Here is a 4477-nt window from a genome sequence, read left to right as displayed (position 1 = left end):
TCGCGGTAGCGGGACGGAGTCCCCTTGGGATCCTGGTGGCAACAAGATATCAAGATTTAAGACTGCGATTATGGCTTCCCGCAAGAATCAACTGGCCATTGACAATGACGAGCTGATGCGTCGGGTAGAGGCTCTGATCAACGCTTCCAAAAATCGCTATCGCATCACGGTACAGGTGGCCAACCGCGCCAAGCGCCGCCGCTACGAGGATCCGGATGATATAGAAGATGGCTGGATGAAGCCAATCCGCCGCGCTGTCATCGAAATGTCGGATGAACTGACTGAGCCGGAAATCATCGGCGATGAGTAGTCACTAGACTTGCGGCCTGCTGGCGCGACCGCCCTGTTGAAACTGCTAGCCGGCTGAGCGGCTAAGGGTAGAAGCTTTCGGCAGCCGCCTATTTTGTCAATTTGTCAAGTCGTTTGCAACGGGATCCCTTTCCCGCAGGCGAGCCTCGAGCCGCGATTCCATCAGGTGCAGCAAGCGGTGGGTCTCCTCTGGGCTGAGACCCTGGATGCGCATCTCCAAGGGGCTGTGGAACCAGAGGGTCTGCTGTGGGAAAGGAATCTGGATCCCTGCTTGATCGAAGGCGTGCTTGAGGCGACGGCGGTATTCCCGCGCCACCCTCCACTGCTGCAGGGGCTGCACCTTGATCCAAATGCGCAACGTGATCCCCCGCTCCCCCAGATCATCGACACCGTGCATTTCGGGGGGCTCGAGGATTTTTTCCCGCCAAGCTGGCTCCCGGTACATCTGCAGAGCCACCTGCTCGGTGATGCGTATTGCCTGTTCCAGATCGTTTTCATAGGCGATCACAATCCCCAGATCCACCCGTGACCAGCCGTTGGAGAGGTTCTCCACCACCCGGATGGCACTGTTGGGGATAGAGATCAAGCTGCCTTCGGTGTTGCGCAACTGGGTTAGCCGCAGATCCATGTGTTCCACAAGGCCGCCCCGCCCGTCCACCACGATCACATCCCCTTCGGCAAATTGATCTTCGATCAAAATCAACAGCCCATTGATCACGTCCTTAATCAGATCCTGAGCAGCCAGGGAAATCCCCAGCCCAATAAAGCCTAGGCTGGCCACTAAGGGGCCAATATTGACCCCCACCGAGGCCAGGCCAGCCAGGGATCCAAGCAAAACCAGGGTAGTGGCTGCAGCTCCTTTAGAGACGCTGGCAAAGGTGCTGAGGCGTTTGCTGAGGCGATAGGTGGGGGCATTTTGCCACTGTTCTTGGCGCAGGGCAGCAAAGAGGTTATCCAGCACTAGTCCACTCAGCCAGACACTGCCATAGGTGGCCAGACCCACCCCTACCAACCGCAACAGAGGGCCGCGCAGCGAAACCAGGAAAAACGTTTGCAGGGGTCGCGTTTGCGGGAAAAGGCCCAAGCTCACCCCAACTCCGCCCACCCACAGGCCAATTTGCACCAGGCGCAGCAGGCGAATTTGCAGCTCCAAGTAGGATTCCTGCCGTTTGCGTCCGGCCTGTTGTTCGACCAAGACGGGATCCACGCCCGGCTGCTCTTCCCCCGCTAGGTGCTCCTGAATCTCTGCTTGGATGGCCTGGTATTCCGTCTGCAGGGCATCGCGTTTTTGCTGCAGCCGTCGCCGTTTTCGCTGGCAGAGCTGGCTCAGGCTCCCTACCACAGCCAGGATGCCGAGGGCAATCACCGCTTGGCGGCGCAAAAATTGAGGCTGCCGCTCCCGTTGCGAAGTGCGCAGCGCTTCCTCAACAATGCCGGCTACCTGCTCAGCCCAGTCCATGGGTTGGGCGCCCTGGAATTGAGCATCGAGGGAGGTGATGGTCAGCAAATGTCGCCCATTCACCCGGATAACAGGCTGGTTGGTCTGGCCGTCCAGGGTGACTTCAACCTGCAGCGCCTCTGGATCGAATCCGGCGCTGGCCAACTGGTGCAGGGTTTGTTCAATGGAGCGCACCCGCTGCGACACCGGAGGCAGGCTGCCGGGATCCCCCTGCGGTGCGGTAACCACGAACAAACGCCGCCCATCCAGCGTCACGGCCTCCGCCTGGATAGAAGAGGTGGGGAGGCTAAGCGCTTGCCGCAGCTCTTCTAGGGCATCCAAACGGTTGAGCAAAGGCAGGTTGGGGGCGGTGCCGTTGTTTTCAGCAGTTTCCTGCCCCCATGCGGGCCCGCCTATGGGGGATAGGGCAAAAGATGCACCGAAAAGGAGAGGCCAAAACAGGGATCCCGTTTTCCTCGGCTTCGGCCTGCCTACCGTTCCCGTCAGCGGTGCGGGGCACCATTCGCAGCTTCGCAGCATGAGCCGTTTGCGTCAGCGGTGCAGAACACTTTAACGCCTCACTCCAGAAAGAAGAAAGCAATCCCGAGGATGGCATAGGTGGCCAAGAGCAGTAGCCCTTCCAGCCAGTTGGAGCGCCCATCGCTGCTAACGGAATTGATCAGCAGCACCGAGACGGCAATGGCCACCAACTCTACCGTGCCGAAGTTGAAGTTCATGGGCTGATGCAGCACATCCCCGGCCAGCACCAGCAGAGGTGCCACAAACAGGGCAATTTGCATCGTCGAGCCCAGCGCCACCGAGAAGGAGAGATCCATCTTGTCTTTCATGGCCACCGTGATCGCCGTCGCATGCTCTGCCGCATTGCCGATGATCGGCAACAAAATCACCCCCATAAACAGCGACGTCATGTGAAAGTGTTCCAGCGTGTCCTCTAGAGTGCTCACCAACAGTTCCGACTCCAGCGCCACCAACACCGTCAACCCCAAGAGGGCCAGCACCCAAAACCCCAAACCGGCTCCCTCGGGCGGAGCCGTCAGCACTTGGGGAATGGATCCCTCCGCCTGCAAAACCGGATTGAGGGCCAGGCGACTGGCCGCCTCATCTTCTGCGGCTTCCGCTTCGTGAAGGGTGTAGAGGTAGCTGTGGGTTTTGAGGGAAAACAGCAAAGTAAGACCGTAAACCCCGATCAGCACCAGGGCTACCGCCGTGGATAGCTCTTGGATGGAGATCTCCCCCAAGTTGGCATCGGCATAGGTGACCACGCTGGGCAAGATCAAGGCCACCACCGCCAGGTTCATCACCGAGGCATTCATGCGGGCCACCTCGGGTCGAAAGCTCTGCTCCCGAAACTTGATCCCGCCCAAAAACATGGCCAAGCCGGCCACCAGGAGCAGGTTACTGATGATCGCGCCGGTGATGGAGGCTTTTACCACATCCACCAGCCCCGCCCGCAGTGCCACCAAGCCGATGATCAACTCCGCTGCATTGCCAAAGGTGGCGTTGATCAGCCCCCCGACTGTCGGCCCTGTCAAGGCCGCGATCTCTTCCGTGGCCTGACCCATAAACTTCGCCAAGGCCACCACCGCCAAAGCCGCACAGAGGAAAACCAGGTTGGGATCCCAGCCCCGGAAGTGCCCCACCCAAGATAGGGGAACCCCCAACAGCAGCAGGAACATTATGCTGTTCAGACCTCTCTGCCAACCTGCCGCAGAGCGATCCGGCGAAACCAAAGGATTTGCGTTAGCCAGGGTCATGGTTCACAAGGGGAGAAAAGGTAGCGACGATGGAGGCTGTTTGGGTTTCGGGGAGCCAGATCCCCCATGACCAGGAGTGACCATCTCCAAGAGTCTAACGGCTGCGAGGGGAGGTTGGATAGGTGCTGCTGGCTAGAGGGAGATAACCCGGTTGCGCTGCAACTGCCGGGCGATCTCGGCTCCCAATTGATCGGACAGATGCTGGGGATCGGCGATTTTCAAAAAACTGCTGCCCTCTACCTCAAAGGGAAAGGATCCCTCGATGCCGTCGCGGGGGAGTTGTACCAGCAGCAATTGTTCGGGGCGCTTCGATTGCAGGGCATAGCCCAACTCCAGACAGACCTGAGGGCTGGGTAGGGGACGCCCCCGGCCATTCACCTGCACAGGAGTCACATCGGCCACCACCAGCAGCGCGTGCTTAAGCTTGCGAATCAAGGCCGCGTCGATGAGCGGGGTCTCAGCCTCAGCGGGAAGGGATCCCTGCAGCTGCAGGGGCACGACCGGTCTGTGGTTGCGATTGAGGGTCTCTACCACGGCTTGCAATGCCCGGTGCAGAGTGGCGCTGGAGTCGGGGTAATCCGATTGGCCGCAGAAGTAGATGACCGGCTCGGTCATGTTCAGGGTGGCCCGCTTATTAAAGTAGATCTCACGGCTGATCAAATCGAGGTTGGAGATGCTGTAGGCGCCGCTGCCTTCGATGTAAAACTCCACCAGCTCTCCTTCCAGGTAGCGCTGCCACCATACGGAAGCCTTCACCTGCTCCACATCGTCGAGAAAGTCGGCCCGCATCGCCGTTTTCAAGAGGCCGGTACGGCTTAGGCGCAGGTCGGGGGCCCTCTGTTGGACTTGAGAAGCAGACAACACCGAATCCAAATACCAGGCTTTCAGGACGATGATCGCCATGGGATCCCTCTGCGCTCAGCCTTAAAGGTACGTGACATACTCCCACACTCAT

Annotated in this window: 4 protein-coding genes; 1 reads left to right on the top strand and 3 read right to left on the bottom strand. The window is 59.3% G+C overall.

The window, feature by feature from the left end:
• Window positions 1–70: 70 nt before the first annotated feature.
• Window positions 71–310: a DNA-directed RNA polymerase subunit omega gene (locus NW819_RS04435; protein WP_011433877.1), complete on the top strand. Its 240-nt coding sequence runs from the start codon at window positions 71–73 to the stop codon at window positions 308–310.
• 96 nt (window positions 311–406) lie between these two features.
• On the opposite strand, the gene NW819_RS04430 is transcribed toward NW819_RS04435, so the two are convergent.
• The 3 genes from NW819_RS04430 to NW819_RS04420 form a co-directional block, all read right to left on the bottom strand.
• Window positions 407–2287 carry a mechanosensitive ion channel family protein gene (locus NW819_RS04430; RefSeq protein ID WP_414413007.1) on the bottom strand — a complete coding sequence of 627 codons (1881 nt, stop codon included), beginning with the start codon at window positions 2285–2287 and terminating at the stop codon, window positions 407–409.
• Between the two features lie 38 nt (window positions 2288–2325).
• Window positions 2326–3444 (bottom strand): calcium/proton exchanger, encoded by a 1119-nt coding sequence (gene cax / locus NW819_RS04425; RefSeq protein ID WP_414413008.1) that lies wholly within the window; start codon window positions 3442–3444, stop codon window positions 2326–2328.
• A gap of 210 nt (window positions 3445–3654) precedes the next feature.
• Window positions 3655–4425, bottom strand: coding sequence for a hypothetical protein (locus NW819_RS04420; RefSeq protein WP_414413006.1), 771 nt, complete (start codon window positions 4423–4425; stop codon window positions 3655–3657).
• Between the last annotated feature and the right edge of the window lie 52 nt (window positions 4426–4477).

Source organism: Synechococcus sp. R8-2 (assembly GCF_047461715.1).
Taxonomy (GTDB): Bacteria; Cyanobacteriota; Cyanobacteriia; order Thermostichales; family Thermostichaceae; genus Thermostichus.
The sequence above is the reverse complement of the archived record's forward strand: the minus strand, read 5'-3'. Positions and strand labels throughout refer to the sequence as shown.